This is a genomic window from Arthrobacter sp. PM3, assembly GCF_003352915.1.
GTDB lineage: Bacteria > Actinomycetota > Actinomycetes > Actinomycetales > Micrococcaceae > Arthrobacter.
Genome location: NZ_CP022314.1, coordinates 915,554 through 941,381, shown reverse-complemented (window position 1 = coordinate 941,381; position 25,828 = coordinate 915,554). Strand labels below are relative to the sequence as shown.

Here is a 25,828-nt window from a genome sequence, read left to right as displayed (position 1 = left end):
CCCGTGGAGTCGACGGGTGTTTTGCTTGGAGGATTCATGGACGTCTCAGTGGACGGAACCGAAAAATTTGTCATTGGCGTGGACTACGGCACGCTTTCCGGGCGGGCCGTCGTCGTCCGGGTCCGGGACGGCAAGGAACTGGGCAGCGGGGTCTTCGACTACCCGCATGCTGTGGTCACCGGCGAACTTCCGGAGGACACCGCGGGCGCCGCCGGCATCCGGCTTCCGGGCGAGTGGGCGCTCCAGGTGCCCGATGACTACCGGGAGGTCCTGCGCCAGGCTGTGCCCGCGGCGGTCGCCGCCGCCGGCATCGATCCTTCCGACGTCGTCGGGATCGCGACGGACTTCACGGCCTGCACCATGGTTCCGGTCAAGGCCGACGGCACCCCGCTCAGTGAAGTGGCGGGCTTCGCGGACAGGCCGCACGCCTATGTGAAGCTGTGGCGTCACCACGCCGCGCAGCCGCAGGCGGACCGCATCAACGCCCTGGCTGCCGAACGGGGGGAAAGCTGGCTGCCCCGCTACGGCGGCCTGATCTCCTCCGAATGGGAATTCGCCAAGGGGCTGCAGCTGCTCGAGGAGGACCCCGAGAGCTACGCCGCGATGGACCGCTGGGTGGAAGCCGCGGACTGGATTGTCTGGCAGCTGAGCGGCAACTACGTCCGCAATGCCTGCACGGCCGGCTACAAGGGGATCTACCAGGACGGCCGCTATCCGTCCGAAGACTTCCTCGCCGCGCTGAACCCGCAGTTCAAGGACTTCGTGTCCACCAAGCTGGAACACACCATCGGCCGGCTCGGCGATGCCGCCGGCTACCTGACTGCCGAAGCCGCCGCTTGGACAGGGTTGCCAGAGGGGATCGCCGTCGCGGTCGGCAACGTTGACGCCCACGTCACCGCTCCGGCAGCCAAGGCGGTCGACCCGGGACAGCTCGTGGCCATCATGGGCACCTCCACCTGCCACGTCATGAACGGGACCGAGCTGCGGGAAGTGCCCGGCATGTGCGGCGTCGTCGATGGCGGCATCGTGGACGGGCTCTGGGGCTATGAGGCCGGGCAGTCGGGGGTGGGGGACATCTTCGGCTGGTTTACCAAGAACGGCGTCCCGCCGGCATACCACCAAGCCGCGGCTGCCGCCGGCCTGGACATCCACGAATATCTCACCGAGCTCGCGTCCAGCCAGGCGATCGGACAACACGGCCTGATCGCGCTGGACTGGCACTCAGGAAACCGCTCCGTGCTGGTGGACCATGAACTCTCCGGCCTGATTGTCGGACAGACGCTGGCCACCCGCCCCGAGGACACCTACCGGGCGCTGCTGGAGGCCACGGCCTTCGGTACCCGCACCATCGTGGACGCTTTCCGGGACTCGGGGGTACCGGTGAAGGAGTTCATCGTCGCCGGAGGGCTGCTGAAGAACAGGCTCCTGATGCAGATCTACGCCGATGTCACGGGCCTGCAGCTCTCCACCATCGGCTCCGCCCAGGGGCCGGCCCTGGGATCGGCCATCCACGCGGCCGTCGCGGCCGGGAAGTATCCGGACATCCGGACCGCAGCGGCCGCCATGGGATCAGAGCCGGGCTCCGTTTACACCCCCATCCCGGAAAACGTCACCGCCTATGAGGAACTGTTCCGCGAATACCGGACGCTCCACGACTACTTCGGCAGGGGAACCAACGACGTCATGCGCCGGCTCAAGGCCATCCAGCGCAACTCCGTCAGGGCCCTCGCCGGTGCCGGAGCCTCCGCATGAGCGCGCTGCAGGAGTCCATCGCCCGGATCCGGCAGGAAGTGTGCGGACTCCACGCGGAACTGACCCGCTACCAGCTGGTGGTGTGGACCGCCGGGAACGTCTCCGCCCGGGTTCCCGGCCACGATCTCATGGTCATCAAACCCTCCGGTGTCTCCTACGATGAGCTCACCCCTGAGCTCATGGTGGTCACGGACCTGTACGGCACGCCGGTGACTTCGCTTCCTGTCGGCGATCGTACCGGCGTAGGCGGTGAACCATCCGAATGGAGCAACCCGGGGCTGTCGCCGTCCTCGGACACCGCGGCGCACGCCTACGTGTACCGGCATATGCCGGAAGTCGGGGGAGTGGTGCACACCCATTCGACCTACGCTACTGCCTGGGCGGCCCGGGGAGAGGCGATCCCCTGCGTGCTGACCATGATGGGGGATGAGTTCGGCGGGACGATCCCGGTGGGGCCGTTCGCGCTGATCGGAGATGACTCGATCGGCCGCGGCATCGTGGAGACCCTGCAGGCCTCCAACTCCCCGGCGGTCCTGATGCAAAACCACGGCCCCTTCACCATCGGCAAGGACGCCCGCTCCGCGGTCAAGGCGGCCGTGATGTGCGAGGAAGTGGCCCGCACCGTCCACGTCGCCCGCCAGCTGGGCGATCCCCTGCCGATCGATCCCGCCCAGATCGACTCGCTCTACGCCCGTTACCAGAACGTCTACGGACGGTAGCCGAACCCCACAAGCCCGGGGCGCCCGGCCACTGCACTTCCAAGCGGGCCCGGCGCCCCGTCCAACGACCTTTCCTATCCCAGGAGCCCACCATGTCCCACGCCAACAACACGTCCCTTGACCACTACGAGGTCTGGTTCCTCACCGGCAGCCAGCACCTCTACGGTGAAGATGTCCTGAAGCAGGTCGCCGCCCAGTCCCAGGAGATCGCGGACGCGCTGAACGGGTCTGCCGACGTCCCGGTGAAAGTCGTCTGGAAGCCGGTGCTGACGGATTCGGACGCCATCCGCCGCACCGCCCTGGAAGCCAATTCCGATGATTCCGTGATCGGCGTGACCGCGTGGATGCACACGTTCTCCCCGGCCAAGATGTGGATCCAGGGCCTGGACCTGCTCCGCAAACCGCTCCTGCACCTGCACACGCAGGCCAACGTCGAGTTGCCATGGGCGGATATCGACTTCGACTTCATGAACCTGAACCAGGCCGCGCACGGCGACCGTGAGTTCGGCTACATCCAGTCACGCCTGGGCGTTCCGCGCAAAACCGTCGTCGGACACGTGTCCAACCCGGAGGTGTCCCGCCAGGTGGGATCCTGGCAGCGCGCCTCGGCCGGCTGGGCGGCCGTCCGGACCCTGAAGCTGACCCGCTTCGGCGACAACATGCGCAACGTGGCCGTCACCGAAGGGGACAAGACCGAGGCCGAGCTGCGCTTCGGCGTCTCGGTCAACACCTGGTCGGTCAATGAACTTGCCGACGCCGTGCACGGCGCGGCGGAGGCCGACGTCGACACCCTGGTCGCGGAGTACGAGCGCCTATATGACGTGGCCCCGGAACTGAAGGCCGGCGGCGCCCGCCACGAGTCCCTGCGCTACAGCGCCCGGATCGAACTGGGCCTGCGGTCCTTCCTCGAGGCCAACGGCTCCGCGGCGTTCACCACGTCCTTCGAGGACCTCGGCGAACTGCGCCAGCTCCCCGGCATGGCAGTGCAGCGGCTCATGGCCGACGGCTACGGCTTCGGCGCCGAGGGGGACTGGAAGACCGCGATCCTGGTCCGCGCCGCCAAGGTCATGGGCGCGGGCCTGCCCGGCGGCGCCTCGCTCATGGAGGATTACACCTACCACCTCGCCCCGGGCCAGGAGAAGATTCTCGGCGCGCACATGCTTGAGGTCTGCCCGTCCCTGACCGCTTCCAAACCCCGGGTCGCGATCCACCCGCTGGGCATCGGCGGCAAGGAAGACCCGGTCCGCATGGTCTTCGACACCGATGCCGGACCGGGCGTCGTGGTGGCGCTGTCCGATATGCGTGACCGCTTCCGCCTCGTGGCAAACGCCGTCGACGTCGTGGACCTTGACGAGCCCCTGCCCAACCTGCCGGTAGCCCGCGCACTCTGGTCGCCCGAGCCGGACTTCGCCACCTCCGCAGCCGCCTGGCTCACTGCCGGGGCGGCGCACCACACCGTCCTGTCCACCCAGGTGGGCATGGACGTGTTCGAGGACTTCGCGGAAATCGCCCAGACGGAGCTGCTCACCATTGATGAGGACACCACCATCAAACAGTTCAAGAAGGAACTTGCCTGGAACGCCGCCTACTACAAGCTGGCCGGCGGGCTGTGAACGGCGAGGAATTCCGGCTGGTTTCAGGGGACTACTCTGCCTCAGTAGTCCAGCGCGGAGCGGCCCTGCGGCAGCTGACGTTCCGGGGCCGGGACCTCATAGTTCCTTTCGACGCCGAGGCGCCCATCCCGGACTACCGGGGCATCATTGCGGCCCCGTGGCCCAACCGCATCGCAGACGGGAAGTACACTTTCGACGGGGTCGACTACCAGGTGCCCGTCAATGAGGTCGGACGGGACTGTGCCCTGCACGGTCTGGTCTTCCCGCTCGACTGGACCCTGAAGGAGCACTCCGACTCCGCCGTGGTCCTCGGCTGCTGCGTCGGCCCGGCCCCCGGGTACCCGTTCATGCTCAACGTCACTGCCAGCTACCGGCTGGACGAGGACGGACTTCATGCCAGCGTGACGGCGACCAACTCAAGCCGCATGACAGCTCCCTACGGAGTCTGCCCGCATCCGTACTTGCTCGCCGGCCCTGCCCCGCTGGATGAATGGATACTTCAGTTCCCCGCCGGGAAACTCCTGGAAGTGACTCCCGACCGTCTGCTGCCAAGGGCTATTCGCCCGGTTGAGGGCCACGAGTACGATTTCCGGGCTCCCCGGGTCATCGGCGCCACGGAGATCGACCACGCCTTCACGGACATCGTCTTTGGCGAGGACGGCCGCGCACGGCTGATTGCCCGCGACCCGGGAGGGACCGGCGTCGGCTTGGAATGGGACCGGAACAGCCCCTGGCTGCAGGTGCACACAGCCGATAAGCAGCCGCCCTGTCCCAACAGGCTGGGACTGGCCGTGGAACCCATGACCTGCCCGCCGGATGCATTCAACAGCGGCCAGAACCTCGTGCGGCTCGCGCCTGGCGCGTCCCATGAAGCGTCCTGGAGCATCTTCGCCGCCTGACCGTCGAGAGTCAACAAAACCGGGGATAGTCCCGGGTGTGCACACCGACCCGGGTTCGGTTGGCGGGACTCCTGCACGAAGTGATCGGTCCGGGAGTAAAGAATGCACACTTTGGGCCACTTGTCCCCTGCTTGGCGCGACCATCAACCGTAGGATTTTGAAATCGGTCAAACAGCTTTCGACCTGGCAACTACGGCCGGACGGGTGGGTCGTTCGTCGCGCCATGGCCCGGCGCCGCGATTCATAACGACCCTTCCGCGCTGCACATGTGGTTCCCTTCCCGGGACACCGGCCGCGAAAGCGAACTGCCTACGAGCGCCACCCGAACCGGAAGGAACGGGATCTCACCCAGGACCGGGACAGTGCTGTCAAGAACGGGGTCCGGCCGCCCCGATCCTGGACATTCCCTGCCGCGTCACGGCTGGCGTAGGCGGACATCTGCCGATGCTGACCTACTACCGAATAGAGCACGGAAGAAGAAGACCCGCATGTCACCAGACGCGATACATCAGCACAGTGCCATCAAGACTGATGCAGCGGCATAACCTGTTTTTGGGCACATCACGTCGTCGGCGCCCGACGGTCACGTCTCCAGCGCCGGCTGACAACGCCCAACCTCGGACAACACGGGCCGGTCGATGGCTGCTCGCCCTTCTGTCCCTTGAGCTGGGATCGGCCTGGTCAATACTCTTTCCACTCCTGTTTGGTTCTAAGCCATGGGGCGGCAGCAACTTCCCCGCGATAGTTTTCACGCTCGCCTCGATCCTGCTCGGTCCGATCGTCCTACATGGGGTCTGGTATCTCGTTCGGCAACAGCGCCGCGATCAGCTCGAGGCGTCACGTACCGCGAGCCTCCTGGACATGGTCATGGGCGCAACCCGGGAGTGGCTTTGGGCGGTGGGAGCCGACGGCCGGTTTACATTCTCCAGCCGAGCAAGCCGGGAACTGGTCGGCTATGAACCCTCCGAGCTGCTGGGACGCCCGTGCAGTCTCATAGTCGACCTCGCCGACGTGAGGGCCGCACGAATGCCAGATGCACGCGCTGGTCGGGAAGGTCTTGTGCTTTCCGCGCGTCACCGGGGCGGGCACCGCCTGAACCTCCAAGTCGTCGGCAGGCCCCGGTCCGACGGGGACAGCGAAAGATCAGGATTCGAGGGAATCGCCCGCCCGCTGGCTGACTCTGCGGCGCACAGACCGGCGAGCCGGGAAATCAGAGCGCGCCTTGATCGCCTGTTCGCCACCCGGACATTGATAACGGCGTTTCAGCCGATCCAGAATTTGGCAACCGGCGATATTGTCGGCGCCGAAGCGCTCACTCGCTTCGTCAGCTCTCCCCTCAGGTCTCCGGATCAATGGTTTGTTGAGGCGGATTCAGCCGGCCGGGGCGCCGATCTCGAATTCCTTGCCCTGGAGACAGCATTGCGTGCTGCAGTGGATCTCCCCGGGCATCTCTACATTGCCGTCAATCTCTCGCCGGCGGCATGCCTTGATCCGAGGCTAAGTGACATCGTGAGGGGCTCGGGCCTGCAACCCGGGCGCATCGTCGTGGAGCTGACCGAGCGCACAGCCGTTGCTGACTATGCACGTCTCACAGCGGCGCTGGCCCCACTCAGAAGCGCCGGCCTACGCATAGCTATCGACGATGCCGGCGACGGGTTCTCGTCGATGCGCCACATACTTAGGCTCAGCCCAGAACTGATCAAACTTGACCGGTCAATCGTGGCAGGAATCGACAATGATGCCAACCTGCGCGCCCTGTGCGCGGCGATGGTCAGCTTCGCATCACAAACCGGTGCAAGTCTTGTCGCCGAGGGAATAGAAAGCCAGTCTGAACTAGCCACGGTTACCGAGCTGGGAGTGAACGCCGCCCAAGGCTACCTCGTGGGACGACCGTCCGTTCTTCCAGCCGACTGGTCCCTATGGAGACAGCACCGGTCGTCAACAAGTGGAAAAGACGAAAGTCATGGCAGTTAAGAACCGACGCCTCACCCCGAAGAACCAACGCCACGAATATACGGAAAGTATTCAGATGACATCAGCTCCCGAAACCGTCCTTTGGACGATGCTTACAAGTGCAGACGTCTCCCGGGACCACATCCGCGGTGCTGCGGTTGAATCAGGTTTAAGGGCTACGTCCTCCGATGAGGACCGTATCAATATCGAGATACCATTTTCCCTCCGCAAGCGACGCCGAGCCGCGAGGCTTACCGCTACCGTACGGCCTTCCGCGCGAGGGGCAGAGATAGCCTGGACAGGAGATTCCGGGCCGCTGAACCACTACCATCTCGCCAGTATCGAGGAAAAGCTGCCCGAGGGTGTCATGTACTACCACGGTCTTGAGGACTCCGCGTTGAGGGCAGGTCTCTCCCTGGGAGGACCAACCACGCTACGTGTCATCGTTCGCGAGATGGCTCGAGACGAAACCATCCGAGCTATCGGGATGGGGCACCTGGATGAGACCGAAGGGTACATCGTCCTTACGACCCGGCGCCTCCTCGTCATCGAAGCGTCCAGCCACGGATCTGGGACACTCCTCGATGCCCCGCACGGATCCATCGAAGCACTTTCGCTGGGTAAGAGAATCACCGGAGAGACCCTCCGGGTCGTCCTGCCCCGAGGTCCGGTCGTTATTTCACGGCTTGGCCACGGGGAAGGCCACGGCATTGTCAAGAGCTTCAGGGAAGAAATTAAGGAGCGGGCACGGTTCGTCCCTTCTTTGTCAGGGCACAGTTCGGCCCCGGGGTCGCCGAAATCCACGACAGAAGGTGTCACTTTCGATTAGGCGCGGGCGAGGCGAACTGGCCGCACCTGCCGCAGGGCGGCCCCGTGTCTGCATCCCCGTCGGATAAGAACCACAGAAAGAGAAACGCCCACGTGGCACCTGATTACGACGAAGTACTCTCCGACCTCGAGGACGCACAGAACGGATCCCTCCATGCCTTCCAATCCGCAAGCACCCTTGGTGCACGCCGCATCGCCCAGGAACTGGATGAGGTCGACGCCATGGCCGACACCATCGCCTCTGGCTGGGAATTTGTTGCCGAGGAACTGATCGTACAGATTGTCCCCCAGGCTGAGGACGAGTTCACCTGCTACTCCTGCTTTCTGGTCCGGCACCGTTCCCAAATCTTCCGCAAAACGAACGGCCGCGCTTACTGCTTGGAATGCGGAGGCTAGACATTTGGGTGTGGAGCGCCAGACACCCGCCAGGCCGTCAAATGAACGCCTCAGATTCTGGATGGCGTCGGGCACAGGCAAACCGGAGCAAACGGGTCGTGGTGGAAGTGTCAGATATCGAGGCAGAAGGGAGGACCGGCGAATGCGTGGCACCGACTACCTGCCAGGCGGGATTCTGACGGCGGGGTTCACAGCTCGGTCAGTTTTCTCAGTTCGGCGGATCGAATCCGCAGAAGGTCCGGTTTCTCCTGCGCGTCCCTAAGCGAGAGACCGGTAAATTCCCTAATGGCACGTCGCATGGCTTGCAGGCTCGTGAACCCGCTGGCGCCCGCTATGTCCGTCAGAGAGCGTTTCCAGGCGGTTGCTTCGGCGAGGAGCTCGATGGCTTCCAAGGTCCGCAGGGCGCGGATGTGTCCGCTCACTTGGAGCCCTTCAACTTCGAAGAGGTAGTAAAGGGCGCGGCGTGAAAGAAATGAGTATGCCACGACCTCGTCAACAGTCAGGGCAGGGTTTCTGAAGTTCTTGCGCACGAACTTCTTGATCGCTGCGATGCGGGCCAGCTTAAGGTCGCCGGGATCGGCCAGGGTCTCGAGCAATGAACTGACCAGGGCCGTCATCATCGACCGGGCAACCGGTTGGAGACGCTGCATCTCCTGTGCTAGACCTGTCCTCTGCCAGCCGGACAAGGCTGGAAGAATCAGCCCACGCATAATCGGGTTTTCTCTGATGTCGGCCAACCCCTGCAGCCGTTTAACTGATCTGTCGTCCAAGCCCAGCAGCTCTCGGTCGAAATGCAGCCGCACCGCGCTAAAGCCAGCTGGCGCGTAGAAGTTGCCCGGCAAAGAAAGATCAAAGAACCTGACTGTACCGGCAGAGACAGCCTCGGAGCGCCCTGAGAAGCTGAATTTGTCACACGAAGTCCTGAAATACACGAGCCAGTCGCTAGGATCCGAAACCGCGTTCCAGTAGCAACTGGCGGGTTCATTCGTGACATCAACAAGGCTGAACCCGGGACCGTCAAGGCTCAGTGCGGTTGGATTGAAGCCCGGTGGCACTGGCTTTTCGGTTTTTTCCAACCGGGCGGGAGCATCAATGGCGGTGCCGTACCAGTGGCGCCAATGTTCGAATTTTTCTTCGGGGCTCAACCCGGCCGGAACCCTGTAGCGTCTGATCTGGTCCTGCGGTGCTCCGTCCGGACCGGCAAAGACGTTGCCGGAAGATGTGTATTCCATAGGCTGGGAACCTTCTTGCTAATCGGAGATTCACTGTTCCGCGTCGCTGCAACAGAGAGAGTGATCGTGCTGTACGGCTCGTCGATCGCCAATAAATTCTACCCGCGGCCGGTCAGCAGGTGCGCCCGCTGATGGTCGGTAGACTTGCGCTGTGCTGGCCGACAGACCAGTTGTCCGCTCAGGCCAGGCGGAGCCGACAGCAAGCGGTCCACTTGTTCCACCGCCAGTCCGGTGTCCATGGCTCGAAGTGCAATCCCGGTAGCGGGCGACCCGTTCCTGGAACTTGCCAAGACCAGATTCTCTGTCGCAGCGGGTGCGCCCCCGACGTACACTGCTTCCTTCAAGCCGGCCAGTAGCAAGTCAGTGCCACCCGGCCACCGGGTTCTGACAGTGATGACCTCAGGTCGAAGGAGGTGGATGCTCCCTAACAGGGTGTCACCTATATCCCGACCTGCTTGTCGCAGGGCACTGGCTGCAGCCGCATCGGCCCGCCGGACAGCGTCGCTGATCGCGTCCGGTTCGTCTCTAGAGTCCGACGACAGGCTCGCAATTATTGCCTCTTCTCCTGCGATGGACTGCAGGCAATTAGTAGTGCCGCAGGCGCAGGCCAGCACCGACGTGCCCTTTGCCGACTTGCTCTTCACGGGAGTGTGCCCGAAGGCCCCCTTGGACGTCCTGAGAGCCCCCAGCGTCCTTCCGTGAAGGAGAACGGCGCAGTCAATGGTCTTGCCCACGTCCAGAAAGAGCATGTTTTGCGCACGAGGGGTTCGCGACAGGGCCTCGGCGGTTGCCATGGCCCCCAGCGCGGAATCGATGACGACCGGGCGGCCACCAAAATGTTCAGGCCATTCCAGATCCGGCGCATCTTCATCCAGGGCAACGCCCGTTGCTACGAGCTGGAGGGGAATGGGGTCCATGGAATTCAGGTGTGAAGTCGCCGCAGCCAAGCAGGAATCCAAGATAGCGGCAGGCCCGCCACGGCCGGTTTCCACGCGCTTCGCAGCATTCAACGGCTGCCCGGACAGGTCGAAGGCTTGCACCTTTGCCTCGTGGGCACCGAGCAGGACGCTCATGACCAATCCGCCGTTCGGCATGAGGCGATACTGAGCGGATGGCCGGCCACCCGTCGAGGGCGCTTCGTTGGTGGGTCCGATGAGTCCCCGCGACGCCAAGGTTCTTATCCTGTCTGTAGTGGCGGCGCGCGAAAGGCCTGTTAGAACTGAGAGCCGGGCCCGGGTCAACGGTGGCGAGCCACGGAAATGCTGGAAGACCTCTCCCGCCGAAACGCGAGGGGGAACGGTCATGGCCTCAGTCCTTACTGCTTGAACGCGGCGTCGAAGGAGGTGTTCGAGGCCGGGAAGTCGAACTTTTTCAGGGCGGCGAGGGCTTCGGGGGCGCCGTGGAGCCGGTCCATGCCGGCGTCTTCCCATTCGATCGAGATGGGCCCGGTGTAGCCGATCGCGGTGAGGGCGCGGAAGGACGCTTCCCAGGGGACGTCGCCGCGGCCGGCGGAGACGAAGTCCCAGCCGCGGCGGGGGTCGCCCCAGGGCAGGTGGGAGCCCAGGACGGTGTTCCGGCCGGTCTGGCGGACCTTGGTGTCCTTGCAGTCCACGTGGTAGATCCGGTCCTTGAAGTCCCAGATGAAGGAGACGGGGTCGATGCCCTGCCACATCATGTGGGAAGGGTCCCAGTTCAGGCCGAAGGCCTCGCGGTGGCCGATCGCCTCGAGGGTGCGGACGGTGGTCCAGTAGTCGTAGGCGATCTCGGACGGGTGGACTTCGTGGGCAAAGCGGACCCCGCACTCGTCGAAGACGTCCAGGATGGGGTTCCAGCGGTCGGCGAAGTCCTGGTAGCCGGCGTCGATGACCTTGTCCGGGACGGGCGGGAACATCGCGACGTACTGCCAGATCGAGGAGCCGGTGAACCCGACGACGGTGTCCACGCCCAGGGCCTTGGCGAGCCGGGCGGTGTGCTGCATTTCCTCGGCGGCGCGGGCCCGGACGCCTTCGGGGTCGCCGTCGCCCCAGACCCTGGGGCCGACGATCGCCTCGTGGCGGAAGTCGATGGGGTCATCGCAGACGGCCTGGCCTTTGAGGTGGTTGGAGATGGCCCAGACCTTGAGGTTGTATTTGTCCAGGATGGCGAGTTTGGATTCGACGTAGCCGGGTTCGTCCCAGCGCCAGGCGTCCAGGTGGTCCCCGGACACGGCGATTTCCAGGCCGTCGTAGCCCCAGCCGGAGGCGAGGCGGGCGACTTCCTCGAAGGGCAGGTCGGCCCACTGGCCGGTGAACAGGGTGTACGGGCGGGGCATGTCAGGCTCCTACTGCGTGTTGGGACGGGGGAATCGGATGATGTTGCTCAGGGTTGGCCACAGAGCTGCTTTCCGCGATGGCCCCTGGCTCTTGTCAGGCCAGCGGCGTAAGGGGAGTCACCGAAAATGGCACGGCCAGCAGCGGCGCCACCATCTCCACAAAATCCTTCACGTGACTCTTCTCGTTGTGGTCAATGAGGTCTTTGTGGCTGTTCCATCCCTCAAACAGCACGAAGGTCCCCGCGCGCTGGTCGTCGGCAAAGACCGTGTATTCCAGACAGCCCGGATCATTGCGGCTCGCTGACTGCAGCTTGGCGAGTGCTTCCCGCACTTCGCCGCCGCGCCCTTCTTTGGCTATGAAGACGGGCATCAGCCAGACTTCTGCTGCGCTGCGTTGAGCCGGGAGTGTGCTGGCCATGTTTCCATCCTTGTATCGATGTATCGATTTTGGGGTTCAGGGGGACAGCTGGCGCCGTCCCCCTGAACCGGTGTCCCCCTGAACCGCTATTACGCGCCGATCTGCGGGACCTCAACCCAGGATTCTTTTGCAGCTGATTCGACGATCGCGTCGTCGATGAGGGCAACCTGATAGCCGTCGGCAAAGTTGGGGCTTACGCTGCCGCCTTCTGCGATGGCTTTGAAGAAGTCATAGGCCTCGATGATCTTCGTTTCGCCGTAGCCAATGCCGAGGGCAGGAATGGGCCAGAGTCCTTCTCCGTAGGGATGTGCCGGACCGGTGTAGATGGTGCGGAATCCGCGGCGGTCGCCCTGGTCGGACGCGAAGCAGACCTGCAGTTCGTCGCGCCGTTCGTAGTTGAAGACGATGCTGCCCTCGGTTCCGTGGATTTCGAAGGTGATGTAGTTGTTCCTTCCATGAGCGTTGCGTGTCGCTTCGACGGATCCGACGGCCCCGTTGGCGAAGCGGATCATGGTCATGACTTCATCATCGACATCAACCTGGCCGCGCGGGCCTTCCCCGCCGCGTACGGTGCCGAGTGCGTCCGCCCCGCCTGCCTGGAGCGGTCGTTCCGGGATCCAGGTCGACAGGACGGCATTGACGGCGCTGAACTCGCCGACGAGGTACCTGGCCATGTCAATGACATGCGTTGCGATGTCGCCAAGGGCACCGGAACCTGCGATGGACTTCTGGAACCGCCAGGACAGGGGGGAGTTCGGGTCGGCGCTCCAGTCCTGCAGATAGGTGCCGCGGAAGTTGAGGATTTGTCCGATTGCCCCTTCCTCGATGTATTTCTTCGCCAGCGCGACTGCGGGGGTGCGCCGGTAGTTGAAGGCGACCATGTGGACGATGTTCTTGTCTTTGACAGCGTCGTACATCGCCTTGGATTCTTCGCCGGTGCGGGCCAGCGGCTTTTCGCAGATGATGTGCTTGCCTGCTTCGGCGGCGGCGATGGCGATTTCGGCGTGGAGATGGTTGGGTGTGGCGATGTCTACGACGTGGATGTCTGGATCGTCAATGATGCTCCGCCAGTCAGCGGTGGAGTTCTCGAACCCGAAGCGGCGCGCCGCTTCGGCGGCGAGGTCCGGGTTGGCTTCAGCGATGACCTTGCGGACCGGGAGTGCCGGTGCCGGCCAAAAGAACATGGGCATGGCGGCATATGCCAGGGAGTGGGCCTTGCCCATGAAGCCGCCTCCGATGAGGCCGACGTTGAGGTTTTTCATGTGAATGTTGTTCCTTCCGGGAGGCGGGGCGGATGCCGTCCAAGGCAGTCCCCTGCGGTTGAAAAATTAGCTAGAGAGGAGCTTTTCCAGGTATTTTTTGCTGATTTCCGCGGCGGCCCGCGGGTCGCCGTCGTAGTTGTCGAGTTCGACCATGAGCCAGCTGTCGTATCCGCTTTCGCGGATCGCGGCGATGATGTCCGGGAAGTCGAGTTCACCCTGTCCGAGTGGCAGGAAATTAAAGGGGTCCTTCTGGAAGTCCTTGAGGTGGACGTGCTGGATCCTGTCGGGGTACTTCCGGATGACTGCGGCCGGGTCTGCGCCGCCCGCTGCAAGGTGTGCGGTGTCCGGGCAGAAGCCGATTCGGGTCAGCGGCATGAGCCGGTCCAGCTCCTCCGGGCCCTCGACGATGGTGCTCAGGTGCGGGTGGTAGCTTGCCGACAGGCCAAAGCTTTCTGCGATGTCCGCTACGCTGTCCAGCGCCCCACCGAGGCGTTGGTAGTCCTCGTCGGTGGTTCCGGCCGCGCGCCGTGCTCCGCCTCCAACTACGAGCCGTTCCGCTCCGAAGCCCGCGGCCAATTCGGCGGCGCGGTGAATGCGGTGCATTTCGTCCGGGAGGATGTCGGCGTAGATGAAGTTTGCCCCGGTATACACACTTGTCAGTGCGACTCCCGAACTACTCAGGATTTCTTTGAGTTCCTCGGGCTTCTCTGCGTACTCCACAAGATTCCCGTCGAACATCTCCACACCCTGATAGCCGACGGATGCGATGTCCTTGACGGCGTCCCTCATGGAGCCGTGGGTCATGTAAAAGAGATCCTTGACGCTCGTTACGCCCTGCGGGTGGCCAACGACGCCGCCCCAAGTGATGGAACAGTAACCAAGTTTCATTGTTTCTGCCTTTCCGATGCGGAGGAAGACTTGAGTAATTCGAAGGGGGTGTCCGTGCCGGCAACGTCTACCCACGACTGTTGCGCAGCGGAGGTGACAAGCGCATCCGTCAGGAGCGCTGCACGCAGCCCGTCCCGGAAAGTGGGCAGGCCCTCGGGTGCCTGTCCCTGAACGGCTGCGTAGACGTCGGCGACGAAGGAGTTGAAGCTGTCCTGGTAGCCCTGGGGATGTCCCGGCGGAAGTTTGGCGTAGCGTCTGCCGCCCGGGGTGGAAAGGGACTCCGGGCCCACGGGGATGTCGGAACTGGCATCCGTGCGTCCTATGTGAAGGGTGTCCGGTCGTTCCTGGTTGAAGCTGAATGACGCTTCGGTTCCGTCGAAGGAGAACCACAGCCGGTTCTTGCGGCCCGGGCTGACCTGGCTGACGACGAGGGAGCCTGTGGCCCCCTTGTCGGTCTCGAACAGGAGCGTGGCGCCGTCCTCGGTAGCAACGGAGGACAACTGGCCGCCGGATTCGCGTTGATCGTAGGCCCGGCTGGTCGCTGCCACCAGCCTGGAGATTCTGTGTCCGGTGGTGAACTCCATGAGGTCACACCAGTGCACGCCGATGTCACCGAAAGCCCTGGAGGCTCCTCCGAGCTTTGAATCGACCCGCCAGTTTGTGGCTTCCGCGCCTGCCAGCCAATCCTGCAGATAGGAACCGTGCAACAGCCAGAGGCGGCCGGCGTCGCCGCGCAGGATACGGTCGCGGGCCTCACGGACGGCCGGATAGAACCTGTAGACGAAGGGCACGGCCGCGACAACGCCTGCCCGATCGGCGAGGTCCGTAAGTTCCCTGGCGTCCTCAACGCTGGTGGCGAGCGGCTTCTCGCAGATAACTGCTTTCCCGGCTGCGACGGCCTTACGTGCGAGGTCGGCGTGGGTCGCGTTCGGGGTGCAGATGTGGATTACATCCACGTCGTCCCGTACGATCAGTGCTTCGGGGGACTCGGCTGCTGTTCGGGCGCCGAGCGCGGCTGCTGCTGCTTCGCCGGAAGCGTGGCTGCTTCCGGCGATTGCACTGACTTCGCCGCCTGCCGCGCGCACCGCGTGGGCATGGACTGAGCCCATGAATCCTGTGCCGATGATTCCGGACCGTAGTTTGAGGGCCATGTGGTTCTACTTCTTCCGGGCCAGCGCGACGGCCAGGATGATGATGGCGCCACGGACCACCTGTTGTTGGCTGCTGTCCAGACCGGCCAGAATCAGGCCGTTGTTGATCAGGCCAATCAGGAGGGCGCCGAAGAGAGTTCCGATGATGGAGCCGAATCCGCCGAAGAGGCTTGTCCCGCCGAGGATGACGGCGGCGATGGCGGAGAGTTCATCACCCGATCCCCACTGGAACCGGCCGGACTGGAGGCGCCCTGCATACAGCATGCCGGCGACGCTCGCGACCATGCCCGAGATGAGGAGCACCTGGAACTTAATGCGCTTGGTGTTGATGCCGGTGAACTCGGCAGCGTTCCGGTTGCCGCCGGTAGCGAGCACCTGGCGGCCGAACTTGGTGCGGTTCAATACGACGGCGCCGACGGCAACGAAGAGGGCGCTCCAGACGACCAGGCCGGGAACGGGTCCGAAGTCCCCGGATCCAAAAATCATGTTGAACGCGTCGTTGAGGATCGGCTGGGGGGCCGAGGCGGTGATCCACTGGGCGACGCCCGCGGCGATGCCCAGCATGCCGAGCGTCACCAGGAAGGAGGGGATACCCAGGAGGCTGACCAGCGCGCCATTGATGGACCCGACGATGAGTCCGACGGCGAGGCCGGCGAGGATGCCCGGGATCAGGCCCCACTGCGACACCGCCATTGCCGTGCAGACGCTGGCCAGTCCGGCCACTGAGCCGACGCTGAGGTCAATCTCAGCGCAGGAGATGACATAGGTCATGCCCACTGCAATGACGGTGATGGTGGCGGTCTGCCGGAAAATGTTCAGCAGGTTTTGCGGGGTCATGAATCCCTGGTCGCGCAGCAGGACTGCGAAGAAGAGGAAGACAACAACGAACCCGATGTAGATGACGTAGCGCCGCCAGTCGAGCTCTTTGAGGACCGTGCCAAAATTGCGGTGTTCCGCCGTTTCCCGGGCGGAGATGGTGTTTGCCTTGCTCACTGTTCAGACTCCCTGGACTGCAAGTTGAAGATATTCCTCGTCAGCGATATCGCTGCGGGGGATGTCACGGATGACGGAGCCGTCCTTGAGGACGAGGACGCGGTCGCTGACCGCGAGTAGTTCCGGGTATTCGGAGGAGATGACGATGACGGCTTTTCCGGCGCTGGCGAGTTCGCGGATCATGTCCAGGATCTCGCTCTTTGTGCCGATGTCGACGCCGGCTGTGGGTTCGTCCAGAATCAGGATGTCCGGGTCGGTGCCGAGCCACTTGGCGATCACCACTTTCTGCTGGTTTCCGCCCGAAAGCAGCCGCACCGGGCGGTTGGGGTGGGCGACCTTGACCGCGAACTTCTGGATGAGAGACGAAGACAGATCCTTGCCCTTCGTCGAATCAAGCAACGGTCCCCGCATAATTTGGCCTAGCAGGGGCAGTAGCAGATTGTCCCGGACCGAGTGGTCCAGAACGAGGCCTTGTGCCCGCCGGTCCTCGGGGATCAGGGCGACTCCGGCGTCAATTGCCTGCTGGGGGGAATTGAGGTTGATTTTCTTCCCGCGGATGAGGATGTCACCGCTGTCCCGCCGGTCGATGCCGAACAGTGCCCGGGCGAGTTCGGTACGGCCGCTGCCCATAAGGCCGGCCAAGCCCAGGATCTCCCCTGGCCGGAGCGAGAAGGAGACGTCCCTGACACGCCGACCGGCGTTTAGGCCACGTACCTCCAACAGAGGGGCGCCCTCGTGGGCCACGTGGTCCCGCTCGCGGTAGGCGAGCTGGCCTTCGATCTTCTTGCCGACAATGCCCTCGACGATCTGTTCGGGGGTCACAGCGCTCAGTGGCTCTGTAAGCAGCCGACGGCCGTCCCGGAGGATAGTGATCCGGTCGGCCAGACGGTAGACCTCGTCCATACGGTGCGAGATATAGATGATCGAGATGCCGCGTTGCTTGAGGCGGTCAATCAGTTCAAAGAGCGCCTCAGATTCGTGGCGGGCAAGGCTTGCCGTGGGTTCGTCCATGATCAGCACCTGGGCGTTCTGCGAGAGCGCCTTGGCGATCTCGGTCAGCTGCCAGTAGGCGGTTCCGAGCCGGGAGACTTCGGCCCGGGGGTCGACGTCAACCTCCATTTCGGCGAAGATCTCCTTGGCCCGGCGGACTGAGGCGCGATCATCAATGAGGCCGCCGGCGCCGAGCGGTTCAGCGGCCAGGAAGATGTTTTGCGCAACGGTAAGGCTCGGTACGAGGCTGAATTCCTGGAAGACCATCCCGATGCCGGCAGTCTTTGCATCCTGGATCGAGTTGATCGTCGCTGGCTTGCCGCCAATGATGATTTCTCCCGCGTCAGCCTGATAGACGCCCTGCAGGATCTTCATGAGCGTGGATTTGCCGGCCCCGTTGCCTCCTGCGAGGGCGTGGACTTCACCCCTCCGGACGTCGAAGCTGACATCCTTCAGGACTGAAATGCCATTGAAGCCCTTGGAGACAGAGCGCATCTCGACGACATTGTCTGCGGTGTTCATTGTTGCCCTTTCGGGACGGTGCGGGTTGGTCCCCGCACCGTCAAGTGCGGCTATTTCTTGTAGGACTCTTGAATGTCCTTGGGGGCGTCCTCGTGGTAGACCTGCTTCCAGGCTTCCAGGACGTTGGAGTGGTCAACCGGGACGGCGCTCAAGGCCACATAGGCTGGGGCTGTCTTACCGATGAGGGCGCCTGCTGCCAGCCGGGCCTCCGTGGCTCCCTGGTCGAAAGGAACCTGGGCGCCGAGACCGACGACGAGCTGGTCTTTAGCCAGGGCGATGGCAACGTTCTTTCCGAGGTCCTCGGTGGCGATCTTCAGGTCCTGACGGCCTGCGGCACGGGCTGCGGCCATGACGCCTTCTGCGGGGACGTCCCACACGGCCCAGATGCCGTTCAAGTCGGCGTGCTTGCTTAGCATGGCATTTGCCGCGGCCTGGGCGTCTCCGGCGAAGTCGGGGCCGGCGATGCCCTTTTCTTCGACGATCTGGATGTCCGGGTACTCCTTGGTGATCGTTTCCTTGAAGCCCTCGTAGCGCTGCTTGGTCACGAAGAAATCAGCCTGGTGGAAGACAAGGCCGATTTTGCCCTTGCCGCCGATGGCCTTGGCCATCTGGTGCGCGGCGACGACACCGTTGCCGTAGTTGTCGGCGGAAACCACGGAAACGTAGTCCTTGCCGGCTGTTAGTCCTTGAGGAACGTTGTCCATGAAGACGAGCTTCGTCCCGGCGGCCCCCACCTTTTTGTAGGCCGAGGCCGTGGCCACGGGGTCAGTGGGAATGGAGATCATGATGTTCGGGTTCTGGGTCATCACGGTCTCGATGTCCGACACCTGCTTGTCCGGCTTGAAGTTCGCATCTGTCGTAGCGATGACCTTGATGCCGAGCTTTTCGAATTCGCTCTTGAGGCCGTTGGTCTGAGCAGTGGCCCAGTCGTTGCCGCCGTAATGCATCACGATTGCAGCCGTGGCATTGAGCGCCTTGATCTTCGCAATCTCTTCGGGCGTGAGATCTGCAGTCGATGCAGGTGACGGCGCCTCGCCATTGGGGCCCTTGCTCAGGACCTGGCCCTTGATCTTGTCAAGGGCCTGCTGCGCCTTCTGGGACACGCCCGTATCAGGAGCGCTCGAGCTGCCCGACGTCGAGCTGCTGCAGGAAGCGACGGAAAGTGACAGGGCTGCGGCCAAGGCCACAAAGGGAAGCCTGCGGATCATCATTGTTCTCCAGTGCTTGTGTGTGGGGATAGTTGGTGGATGGTTGTGGGTCAGGCCAGGGCAATGGCGAGGGAAGGAGGCACCGGTGAGAGGACGAGTCCACCGGCGGCGGAGGCTGTGCGGACCGCAGCAGCCTTGTCTGAAGCCCTCACGAGGGTCTCAGCGTGCTTTTTGTCGACGAAGAGCCCCAGAGAACACGGTCCATAATGGGCTTGCACCCACTTCACCGCCTCACCCGCCGCCTTGGTCATTTCGCCGGCCGCCTCAGCGACCGAGCGGTCAAAGGTCGCCAGCGACTCGGGAGTCCCGGCTTGGTCGACGGAGACGATCAAGCTTGTCCACAGGAAGTTGTCATCGAATACGCCGATGACAGCCGAGGAGCCGGCTGAAACGAAGGTGCGGACAGCGACTGCGAGATCATCACGTGCTGCGTCCGTCAGGAGCAGTGCCAGGTTTGCCCACTGGGTCTGGTCGATGTTTCGACGGCCAACGCACAGATCGAGTAAAAGTGCGTCGGCGGTGGTGTCGCTCATCCCGCTCCCTCTTCCTTGAAGTACTAACGTCGTGAACGTTTACGATGCCACCGTGAACGTTTACGCTACAGATCGTAAACGTTCACGCAGATCAGTGTCAAGCGTCACACCAAGAGCCGATGCGCAATCCGAGGAGACGCTGGCGACGTAAGATGGAGGGCGAACAAAGCCGCCGTCGGCCCGGCCCACACAAGCCGGACAGGAGAGAGCATGACAGGCACGACGATTCCCCGGGGGGACAATGGCCGGGCTGCCGACGCCCCTTTGCGCCGGAAACCGACCATCAACGATGTTGCCCAACTTGCAGGCGTCTCGTTCGGGACGGTCTCGAGAGTCCTCAATAACGCCCCCGATGTCAGCGCCTCGACTCGCGAACGCGTCCTGCGGGTCATCAAGGACATCGGCTACCGCCGGAACCGCGCAGCCACCGCGCTGGTCACAAGCCGGTCGACCTCCATTGGCATCCTGTCGGACGGATCCCCCCGTTTCGGCCCGGTGGGAACACTCATGGCACTCGAAAACGTTGCGCGGAACAAGGGCTATGCCACAACCGTGATCAGCGTCCGAAAACCCTACGAAGAATCCGTCCAGGAGGCCCTCGACAGTCTGGACGATACGGGCGTAGGGGGAATTATCGTCATCGCCCCCCTCGTCGAAATGGCAGCGGCCGTCTGGAATGCGTCGTGCCGCCTGCCACTGGAGATGATCGCGGCCGGCGCGTCGTCAACTCCAAACGTTTTCACATACTCGGAAAATCAGGAGCTCGGAGCGAGACTCGCCACCCAGCACCTCATCGACTTGGGCCACACCGACATCGCGCATTTCGCTGGCTCCATGGACTGGTTCGATGGACGGGTGCGCAAGCGCGGCTGGGAAGCGGCGCTCCGTGACGCCGGCCTCGAACCAGGCCTGTGCGTCGAAGGTGACTGGAGCCCGCGGTGGGCCTACGAGACCGCCCTCCAGCTCGTCCGGGAGGCAAAGATCCCCCAGGCGATCTTCGCGGCCAGCGACCATACCGCCCTCGGGCTGATACGCGCGTTCGCCGAAAACGGCGTCCGCGTCCCGGACGATGTGAGCGTCGTCGGTTTCGACGATATTGAAGGTTCCGACTATTTCCTGCCTCCCCTGACCACGGTGCGCCAAGACTTCACGGCCCTGGCGCTCATGAGCGTGGAGGTGCTTATCGGCGCCATGGAGGGGCGCGAAGTGGACCGAACGCCAATAGCCCCGGCTCTTGTCGTCCGGGACAGCACCAAGCCGGCCGCATCCTAGGTAACGGCCTGCCCCGGGCCGGAGGGGCCTGACCGGGTCGCCCCGGCGGGGATTATTCGTCTTCGTTGACCGACTGGCGTCGATGACGTTCGCGTTGGCCGTATGCCGCCCGAAGAATGTCGTCCTTTGACTCGAATCCCGAGCCCAACGCACCACCGATGAGCGCCGCCGATGTCGTCATCCAGGCCACCTCCATAAAGTCCCAAACAGTCACGGGATGTTGCAGAGTCAGCGCCAACAAGCCGTCGTCGATGGTGAACGCCGCGGCCAGCAGCACGGCGGCAAACAATATGACGTAGCTGATCACGACGCCGATCATCAGCGACCACACCGTCGAGGTGTTGTACAAGGAAGCCTTGAATCGTTCGAGGGGATCGTCGCGCCGGGGGCTTTCCCACAGATCGTGTTGGGTGATGATCCAGAACACCATCGAGCTGATCGAAAGAACCATCAGCAACGTCAGCCTCGGCGCCCCCAGCAGGTCTGCGAGTTGCCAGATTGTGTTTGTGACAAGTGCGAAGGCGCCTGTGGCGATCGCGGCGGCCATTGCACTTCTCAATGCGAAGACCAGCCGCCATGGACGGTTCGCCCGCAGCATGCCTGCCAGCAACCGTCCGCGGCCGAGGCGGGTCGCTGAGACGTAGCGGAACCCAATCGGCCCGTCGTCAAGGACAGCGGGCTCGATACGCCGCGATTGGTGGAGCGAGGGCGGAACGAATTCCCCGGCGTCATCATCGGGATCAAAGCGGCGGTGCATCGCCCAGCCAAGGTCGGCGACGGCAGCGCGAACCCGGCGGTCTATGTTGACGGCGCCGAGTGCGGGCAAGGAAACGAGGGAGATCGGTTCCCCGAGGGAAACTTCCGCTACCACAGTCCGGCCATCCAATCGGATCGGAAGGTCAGTCAGGCAGACCATGACATCCCATGCGCGGCGGATACGGTGCTTCGCCATGGAGTCCAGCATCGGCGCCAACCCTTCGCCAGCCGCAAAATCCTGGTACTCGATCACCACGGACCAGTCGTGGCGCTCATCGGCAAGGTTGAGCAGATGGCCCACTTCGCGGCCGTTACGTTCGGCAAACTCGGCGGTGACCTCCGGTTCGGCGAGCACGCCCAGGGTACGGGCACTGATGCGGTTTGCCTCGCCCGAACTGTCCGGCACGAGCGGCCTCCTAAGGTTCAGTGTCTGACCGGCGAACCGGATGTCACCGCCCGCCATGGATCCCGCATTGCCCCGCCTGTCCGGAAGCTGCCCATGTGGCAGGTCAATCGGCACCGCGCCGGCCGCGGCCAGTCGGCCGGTAAGTTGTGGCCCGGCTATGAGGCGTGAGGGGCGCGTGCGGACGAAGGCGCCATGCGCGCGTTGCGACATGCAGGTTCAGTCTGGTCTCTGGGTCGGCAAGGTCGAAGCCGGTAATCTGCCGGATGGACTTCAAGCGGTAACGCAGGGTACTTCGATGGATCGTCAGGCTCTCGGCTGAACTGTCATAGTTGCCGCCGTGGTCCAGGTACTGGGCCAGGGTATGCACCAGGTCAGAGCCCCGGCTCTTGTCGGCGCGTTGAAGGGTTCCGAGCCACTCGTCGACATAGCCGGCCAGATCCGGTTCGCCCCCGCCTGTTGCCAAGATGCGGTATATCCCCAGTTGATCAAAGCGGGTGACGCCGTAGCGATCGGTTGAACCGGCCCGAACGTGCAGCGCGTGGAGGGCTTCCGAGAACGAGCGCGGAATCTGGGCGACATCCGGGCTTGGACCGCCGATGCCCATGGCACCGGTGGCACTTCGCAGGGTCTTGGCGAGAACGGAAAAGACCTCGACACCCAACGGATCTCCGCGGACCACGGCGACAGCCATGTCCGAGCGCCGTGAAACGAGCGCGGATGAGCGGAGCGCCAGGAGCGTCCTGCGCAGTGCGACGACGACAGTATCGTCAGTTCGCGGCGGCTGCCACTCCGCCACGATGACGTGATGCGGACCACTGATGTCATATCCCAATGCCGTGGTACGAACGCTCGCAGTCGCGACATCCATTCCCGACACCAGTTCGTCCACGAGGTCGCGCCCCAGCTTTAGTTCCAGCTGGGCCAGGCTGCGGCGGTGCGACAACTCGACCTCCAAGAGCCGGGTTGCGTACTTCAAAGCGAAGACGTTGCCGGCTGTGACCGCCCTGCCGGTTTCCAGCATGCACATAGCCCCCAACACCTCGCCGTGGGACAGGGCAAGGGCAACAAGCCTTCGCGGTTCACGGACCGGCGAGCCGGAAGCACGCCAGAGCTGCGCAGTCCGCAATCTGGCGGCAGCACCAAGCCTGGGGTAGGGGCGTTTGGGCCCGGTCCCCGCCGTCGCACGAATATGCCCGAATGCGTCCTCAGTACAGATGGGCCGCCCCGTCAGTTGTGAAAGGACCTCCGCCAAGAGATCCTCCCTGGAGTCACTGTCGAGATCGGGAGTCGTGACCTGGTCCAGGGCCTCCCGGATCCTGGCATGTTCTTCCAGCTCAAGTACCCTCGCCGAGAGGGACGGGAGACGCTGCGCCACGTCGTCCGGGGAGAGCAGCTGACCCATTGCACCATTCGGGAGTTGCGCGGTGGATCCCCTGGCCTGAGTCGCTCCCGCGGTCTCGGCAACTGTCCGGAGTTGCATCAGCTGCGAGAGATCCGGAGGGTCCGCGGAGGACAGCACCAGACACCCGTTCAGCTCGCCGCCGTCGCCAAAAGTGAACAGCGCGTACCGCCATCCCGGGCCGAAGCGCGGAAGAAAGGCGTCCCGGCCGTTGAGGCGCCGCACGTCCTGATCCAGAGGCAACGCCGCTCGTTCGAGGACCGGCTTCCACTGGCCCTCGACCGCGAAGTAGCGATCCTCGATCTCACAGAACCTCATCTTCGACACGGCCTGCGCGGTCATGTTGAGGACTTCCTCTGCCGCAGGTCGATCGAACATGTTGAACCTCGTCTCTGTCCACAACCGAGGGTCTTGCAGGGAATCCAAGCCTAGGCAGGCCGTAGTCCGTCGCACTCTGTGATCGAGACTCGGCTCAAGCCGCGGCAAGGCCGGAATCGGCATACCAACACCACCCAAACTACGCCCGTATGCCGCCGTTGTTAAGCTTCTGTAATGTCCCCGCGGATTGCCGTCAGCGCTGGTGGACTTTCAACGTCCCTCACTCCCACGCGCACCGGCCGGTCCGTCCCGGAGGAGGCGAAGGTGCTCGTGGATCATCGCAACCGCTGTTGAGCCTTCACCGGCGGCAGCCGTTACGCGTTTCACCGATCCATGCCGAACATCGCCGACCGCGAACATCCCGGGGATGCTGGTCTCCAAGGGCAGCCGTCTGCGGCCCAGATGGCTGAACTCAGGGGGAAGGTCCTCGAGATCAGCCCCGGTGAGAACAAAGCCGTGGTCATCCAAGGCGAGCGTACCCCTGAGCCATTCTGTGTGCGGCTTGGCCCCGATGAAAATGAAGAGGTACCGCGAGTCGAATACGCGCTGTTCGCCTGTTGCTCCCAGATCGACGACGATCCGTTCGAGTGCGCCCGAACCGTCTACGCCGACGATGTTGGCCCTCAGCAGCACTTCGATGCCCGGGTGATCTTCAATCCGTTCCGCGAGGTATCTCGACATGTCGGCGCGGAGGTCCGCCCCGCGGACCACCAGCCGCACCGGTGCTCCCGTGCCCGCCAGGAATAGCGCAGCCTGTCCCGCGGAGTTTCCGCCGCCGACGACCGTCACCGGCTGCAATCCGCAGAGCCTTGCCTCGTGGACGGTGGCGGCGTAAAAGACACTGATTCCCTCGAATTCCTCAAGACGGGGGACCGGCAGCCGGCGGTAACGAACGCCGGTGGCGAGCAGCGCGGCCCGTGAGGAAGCAGGGCCGCTCCCGTTGAATTCGGCGCGGAATTCGCCGTCCTTTAACTCGATAGCGCTTGCCAGGCAGGCGACGTTGATCTGGACTCTAAACTTGCGGGCCTGAATGATCGCCCTTTCAATGAGTTCCCCGCCGGAGATTCCGGCGGGAAAGCCCAGAAAGTTCTCGATCCGCGGCGACGTGCCGGCCTGCCCACCTATCGCGAAGCCTTCCTTAAGGACGACCGACAACCCGTCGGACGCTGCGTAAACGGCGGCCGCAAGGCCGGCCGGGCCGGCCCCGATCACCATGAGGTCGTACTTGGCCGAATGCTCTTTCACGATCCGCAGGCCCATGGCAAGGGCCAGATCTGCGTTGGACGGGTTCCTGAGCACTTGGGTGGCGTTTAGCACCACTGCCGGAAGGTCACTCACGAGGATCCCGGCCCGGTCCAGGATGGCCTGCGCGTGCTCGTCATCCTCCAGATCGACCAGCCGGTGCGGCAAGCGGTTTGCGGCTGCGAATTCCAAGAGGCGAAGGGTGTCACGGCTGAAGCGGGATCCAACGATCCGGATGCCCGCGCCCGTGCTGATCAACAGGATTCGGCGCTGAAGATATGCCCGCAGAATTGTCTCGCCCACCGCGGCGTCCGTCAGCACCAAACGGCGCAGATCGTCCCCGCCGATCTGGAGCACTTCACCCGCCTCCGCGGACACAGCAGTGACGAAGGCCGGTTGCCCTTCGACCAGGCCCAATTCCCCGAGGAACCGTCCCGGACCGTGAACTTCGAGGATCCGCGTGCCGGGCCCGGCAGGCTGCGTGCCACCGGCGGCGTGCGACCCCTCGACAACCAGCACCGTGCCCTGAAGTATGACGAAGAAGTCAGTGTCGGAGGTTCCCTCTTGGATGAGGACCTCTCCGGCCGAGGTGGCCCGGCTGATGCCGGCACGTCCCAACAATTCGATCTGGGCTTGACCGAGCCGCGGATAGGCGCCGGAGACATCCGGCGTTTCGATCGGCGTCGAGCCTGCGGCAGGTTCCATCA

22 protein-coding genes are annotated in these 25,828 nt (G+C 63.7%); 8 read left to right on the top strand and 14 right to left on the bottom strand.

Annotation, left to right across the window (positions count from 1 at the left end):
* Positions 1-36: 36 nt before the first annotated feature.
* From araB to CFN17_RS04390, 7 genes are all read left to right on the top strand, one after another.
* On the top strand, positions 37-1,752 hold the full coding sequence (gene araB, locus CFN17_RS04420; RefSeq protein WP_208750149.1) for a ribulokinase: 1,716 nt from the start codon (positions 37-39) through the stop codon (positions 1,750-1,752).
* Positions 1,749-2,471, top strand: a complete 723-nt coding sequence (locus CFN17_RS04415; protein ID WP_208750148.1) for an L-ribulose-5-phosphate 4-epimerase — start codon at positions 1,749-1,751, stop codon at positions 2,469-2,471. Before araB ends, CFN17_RS04415 begins: the two co-directional genes overlap by 4 nt.
* Positions 2,472-2,563: 92 nt before the next feature.
* Complete coding sequence (gene araA / locus CFN17_RS04410) at positions 2,564-4,084, top strand: L-arabinose isomerase (RefSeq protein ID WP_208750147.1); 1,521 nt, start codon at positions 2,564-2,566, stop codon at positions 4,082-4,084.
* Positions 4,081-4,983, top strand: a complete 903-nt coding sequence (locus CFN17_RS04405; RefSeq protein ID WP_208750146.1) for an aldose 1-epimerase family protein — start codon at positions 4,081-4,083, stop codon at positions 4,981-4,983. The genes araA and CFN17_RS04405 overlap by 4 nt, the downstream gene beginning before the upstream one ends.
* Before the next feature lie 861 nt (positions 4,984-5,844).
* The gene (locus CFN17_RS04400; protein ID WP_261792361.1) at positions 5,845-6,957 is read left to right on the top strand and encodes an EAL domain-containing protein; all 1,113 of its coding nucleotides are present in this window, start codon (positions 5,845-5,847) and stop codon (positions 6,955-6,957) included.
* Complete coding sequence (locus tag CFN17_RS04395; protein WP_208750145.1) at positions 6,947-7,765, top strand: hypothetical protein; 819 nt, start codon at positions 6,947-6,949, stop codon at positions 7,763-7,765. Before CFN17_RS04400 ends, CFN17_RS04395 begins: the two co-directional genes overlap by 11 nt.
* A 92-nt stretch (positions 7,766-7,857) precedes the next feature.
* Positions 7,858-8,160 (top strand): DUF4193 family protein, encoded by a 303-nt coding sequence (locus CFN17_RS04390; protein WP_208750144.1) that lies wholly within the window; start codon positions 7,858-7,860, stop codon positions 8,158-8,160.
* 188 nt (positions 8,161-8,348) lie between these two features.
* Here the strand turns inward: CFN17_RS04390 and CFN17_RS04385 are convergent, their stop codons facing one another.
* The 11 genes from CFN17_RS04385 to CFN17_RS04335 form a co-directional block, all read right to left on the bottom strand.
* A complete protein-coding gene (locus tag CFN17_RS04385) occupies positions 8,349-9,392 on the bottom strand; it encodes a helix-turn-helix domain-containing protein (protein WP_208750143.1) in 1,044 nt (347 codons plus the stop codon).
* A 98-nt stretch (positions 9,393-9,490) separates the two neighbouring features.
* The gene (locus CFN17_RS04380) at positions 9,491-10,465 is read right to left on the bottom strand and encodes an ROK family protein (RefSeq protein ID WP_208750142.1); all 975 of its coding nucleotides are present in this window, start codon (positions 10,463-10,465) and stop codon (positions 9,491-9,493) included.
* A gap of 242 nt (positions 10,466-10,707) precedes the next feature.
* Positions 10,708-11,703 carry a sugar phosphate isomerase/epimerase gene (locus CFN17_RS04375; RefSeq protein WP_208750141.1) on the bottom strand — a complete coding sequence of 332 codons (996 nt, stop codon included), beginning with the start codon at positions 11,701-11,703 and terminating at the stop codon, positions 10,708-10,710.
* A 94-nt stretch (positions 11,704-11,797) separates the two neighbouring features.
* The gene (locus CFN17_RS04370; RefSeq protein WP_261792360.1) at positions 11,798-12,121 is read right to left on the bottom strand and encodes a putative quinol monooxygenase; all 324 of its coding nucleotides are present in this window, start codon (positions 12,119-12,121) and stop codon (positions 11,798-11,800) included.
* 89 nt (positions 12,122-12,210) lie between these two features.
* Positions 12,211-13,383 (bottom strand): Gfo/Idh/MocA family protein, encoded by a 1,173-nt coding sequence (locus CFN17_RS04365; RefSeq protein WP_208750140.1) that lies wholly within the window; start codon positions 13,381-13,383, stop codon positions 12,211-12,213.
* Between the two features lie 66 nt (positions 13,384-13,449).
* A complete protein-coding gene (locus CFN17_RS04360; protein WP_208750139.1) occupies positions 13,450-14,271 on the bottom strand; it encodes a sugar phosphate isomerase/epimerase in 822 nt (273 codons plus the stop codon).
* Positions 14,268-15,422 (bottom strand): Gfo/Idh/MocA family protein, encoded by a 1,155-nt coding sequence (locus CFN17_RS04355; protein ID WP_208750138.1) that lies wholly within the window; start codon positions 15,420-15,422, stop codon positions 14,268-14,270. Before CFN17_RS04355 ends, CFN17_RS04360 begins: the two co-directional genes overlap by 4 nt.
* Before the next feature lie 6 nt (positions 15,423-15,428).
* Complete coding sequence (locus tag CFN17_RS04350) at positions 15,429-16,415, bottom strand: ABC transporter permease (RefSeq protein WP_208750137.1); 987 nt, start codon at positions 16,413-16,415, stop codon at positions 15,429-15,431.
* 3 nt (positions 16,416-16,418) lie between these two features.
* Positions 16,419-17,927 (bottom strand): sugar ABC transporter ATP-binding protein, encoded by a 1,509-nt coding sequence (locus CFN17_RS04345; protein ID WP_208750136.1) that lies wholly within the window; start codon positions 17,925-17,927, stop codon positions 16,419-16,421.
* Positions 17,928-17,977: 50 nt separating this feature from the next.
* Complete coding sequence (locus tag CFN17_RS04340; RefSeq protein ID WP_261792359.1) at positions 17,978-19,030, bottom strand: substrate-binding domain-containing protein; 1,053 nt, start codon at positions 19,028-19,030, stop codon at positions 17,978-17,980.
* Between the two features lie 155 nt (positions 19,031-19,185).
* On the bottom strand, positions 19,186-19,668 hold the full coding sequence (locus CFN17_RS04335; RefSeq protein WP_208750134.1) for a hypothetical protein: 483 nt from the start codon (positions 19,666-19,668) through the stop codon (positions 19,186-19,188).
* 210 nt (positions 19,669-19,878) lie between these two features.
* Here CFN17_RS04335 and CFN17_RS04330 point away from each other — a divergent pair, with 210 nt between their 5' ends.
* A complete protein-coding gene (locus tag CFN17_RS04330) occupies positions 19,879-20,940 on the top strand; it encodes a LacI family DNA-binding transcriptional regulator (RefSeq protein ID WP_208750133.1) in 1,062 nt (353 codons plus the stop codon).
* 52 nt (positions 20,941-20,992) lie between these two features.
* Here the strand turns inward: CFN17_RS04330 and CFN17_RS04325 are convergent, their stop codons facing one another.
* The 3 genes from CFN17_RS04325 to CFN17_RS04315 form a co-directional block, all read right to left on the bottom strand.
* Positions 20,993-22,159, bottom strand: a complete 1,167-nt coding sequence (locus CFN17_RS04325) for a hypothetical protein (protein WP_261792358.1) — start codon at positions 22,157-22,159, stop codon at positions 20,993-20,995.
* 46 nt (positions 22,160-22,205) lie between these two features.
* Complete coding sequence (locus CFN17_RS04320; RefSeq protein WP_208750131.1) at positions 22,206-23,879, bottom strand: CdaR family transcriptional regulator; 1,674 nt, start codon at positions 23,877-23,879, stop codon at positions 22,206-22,208.
* 210 nt (positions 23,880-24,089) lie between these two features.
* The gene (locus CFN17_RS04315) at positions 24,090-25,826 is read right to left on the bottom strand and encodes an FAD-dependent oxidoreductase (protein ID WP_208750130.1); all 1,737 of its coding nucleotides are present in this window, start codon (positions 25,824-25,826) and stop codon (positions 24,090-24,092) included.
* Between the last annotated feature and the right edge of the window lie 2 nt (positions 25,827-25,828).

What these genes read in the sequence shown, in the direction of transcription:
- araB (WP_208750149.1), top strand. Translation starts at nt 37, where the DNA reads ATGGACGTCTCAGTGGACGGAACCGAAAAATTTGTCATTGGCGTGGAC.
- CFN17_RS04415 (WP_208750148.1), top strand. Translation starts at nt 1,749, where the DNA reads ATGAGCGCGCTGCAGGAGTCCATCGCCCGGATCCGGCAGGAAGTGTGC.
- araA (WP_208750147.1), top strand. Translation starts at nt 2,564, where the DNA reads ATGTCCCACGCCAACAACACGTCCCTTGACCACTACGAGGTCTGGTTC.
- CFN17_RS04400 (WP_261792361.1), top strand. Translation starts at nt 5,845, where the DNA reads ATGGTCATGGGCGCAACCCGGGAGTGGCTTTGGGCGGTGGGAGCCGAC.
- CFN17_RS04395 (WP_208750145.1), top strand. Translation starts at nt 6,947, where the DNA reads ATGGCAGTTAAGAACCGACGCCTCACCCCGAAGAACCAACGCCACGAA.
- CFN17_RS04385 (WP_208750143.1), bottom strand. Translation starts at nt 9,392, where the DNA reads ATGGAATACACATCTTCCGGCAACGTCTTTGCCGGTCCGGACGGAGCA.
- CFN17_RS04380 (WP_208750142.1), bottom strand. Translation starts at nt 10,465, where the DNA reads ATGAGCGTCCTGCTCGGTGCCCACGAGGCAAAGGTGCAAGCCTTCGAC.
- CFN17_RS04375 (WP_208750141.1), bottom strand. Translation starts at nt 11,703, where the DNA reads ATGCCCCGCCCGTACACCCTGTTCACCGGCCAGTGGGCCGACCTGCCC.
- CFN17_RS04370 (WP_261792360.1), bottom strand. Translation starts at nt 12,121, where the DNA reads ATGGCCAGCACACTCCCGGCTCAACGCAGCGCAGCAGAAGTCTGGCTG.
- CFN17_RS04365 (WP_208750140.1), bottom strand. Translation starts at nt 13,383, where the DNA reads ATGAAAAACCTCAACGTCGGCCTCATCGGAGGCGGCTTCATGGGCAAG.
- CFN17_RS04360 (WP_208750139.1), bottom strand. Translation starts at nt 14,271, where the DNA reads ATGAAACTTGGTTACTGTTCCATCACTTGGGGCGGCGTCGTTGGCCAC.
- CFN17_RS04355 (WP_208750138.1), bottom strand. Translation starts at nt 15,422, where the DNA reads ATGGCCCTCAAACTACGGTCCGGAATCATCGGCACAGGATTCATGGGC.
- CFN17_RS04345 (WP_208750136.1), bottom strand. Translation starts at nt 17,927, where the DNA reads ATGAACACCGCAGACAATGTCGTCGAGATGCGCTCTGTCTCCAAGGGC.
- CFN17_RS04335 (WP_208750134.1), bottom strand. Translation starts at nt 19,668, where the DNA reads ATGAGCGACACCACCGCCGACGCACTTTTACTCGATCTGTGCGTTGGC.
- CFN17_RS04330 (WP_208750133.1), top strand. Translation starts at nt 19,879, where the DNA reads ATGACAGGCACGACGATTCCCCGGGGGGACAATGGCCGGGCTGCCGAC.
- CFN17_RS04325 (WP_261792358.1), bottom strand. Translation starts at nt 22,159, where the DNA reads ATGGCGGGCGGTGACATCCGGTTCGCCGGTCAGACACTGAACCTTAGG.
- CFN17_RS04320 (WP_208750131.1), bottom strand. Translation starts at nt 23,879, where the DNA reads ATGTTCGATCGACCTGCGGCAGAGGAAGTCCTCAACATGACCGCGCAG.
- CFN17_RS04315 (WP_208750130.1), bottom strand. Translation starts at nt 25,826, where the DNA reads ATGGAACCTGCCGCAGGCTCGACGCCGATCGAAACGCCGGATGTCTCC.